Raw genomic sequence first — 942 nt, 5'->3', positions numbered from 1 at the left:
CGGGGCTTTTTCATATATAAAGCCCACATCCCCCGTTCTCAGATAAAAGTTTCAGTCTGTCTAATGGCTTGGTGTGGCAATTTCAACTACCGAGGATTACTTAGTAGTTCAATTCCAGGCTGCGCATGGCGTGGCCTTTTTTTGTATCTGGAGATTTATCATGAGCGAGAACCAACCGTACTTTTACAATCCGAATATGTCTTCTGAATATTTGGAAGATTGGTTAGATAAGCAAAGATTGCATGTCACCTACTTCAACAAACTGAAACAAGAAAGAGCCGCATTGGAACAACGGCTCTCAGAGATTGATGTGATTTTAGATAACTTTAAACATGAGTTTGAAGGTAAATTGAGTTTTCCCTGGGAACCCAGTCCTCATCTAAAATATCAGCGTTGCTGAAATGTCTCATATCCACATTTCGAGCATTTATATACGTCCCTTTGAACACCCAAATCTTCGAACATCGGATCGGGCTCCGTCCTGTCAAGCCCGTAGCTCATTTCACTGCATTTAGGGCATTTATCTCCCGATGATGAGTTAATTTTCGATTCGAGTTCTGCTACTCGTCTTTTTAAATCATCAACATCTGATGGAATGGTTTGTAGGCGTTTCCAGAGCGGAATCTTTTCCAATAATGTATTAAGTTCTGAGAGTATCCCCATGAATGACCTCATTAATAAAACAATATCGATAGAAACAGGCATTACACTGTGTAAGCCATCAATTTATAGCCTAGATATCATAGCTGAAGGATCGAGCAGGAAGAAATTACAGCTATCACATATGGGCAAAGAAGTTGTTTCTTTTGATTTATCAACTGAAAACTGTAGAAAGTTAATAGACCTGCTTTCACAGTAAATTTTTTCTCACACCCGACATCTGCCGGGGACTAATTCCCCGGCCGGGGGTGGAAATATGAAACTCATGGACAAGCAGCCTGA

1 protein-coding gene is annotated in these 942 nt (G+C 40.6%); it reads left to right on the top strand.

Annotated features, from left to right (window positions below; genetic code table 11):
• The first annotated feature begins 160 nt into the window (after window positions 1–160).
• Window positions 161–400, top strand: coding sequence for a hypothetical protein (locus C5469_RS22870; protein ID WP_207629332.1), 240 nt, complete (start codon window positions 161–163; stop codon window positions 398–400).
• The last annotated feature ends 542 nt before the right edge of the window (window positions 401–942 follow it).

The organism is Photorhabdus cinerea (assembly GCF_011189575.1).
Classification (GTDB): Bacteria; Pseudomonadota; Gammaproteobacteria; order Enterobacterales; family Enterobacteriaceae; genus Photorhabdus; species Photorhabdus cinerea.
Note: the sequence above shows the minus strand (reverse complement) of the source record. Positions and strands in the feature narration are given on the sequence as shown.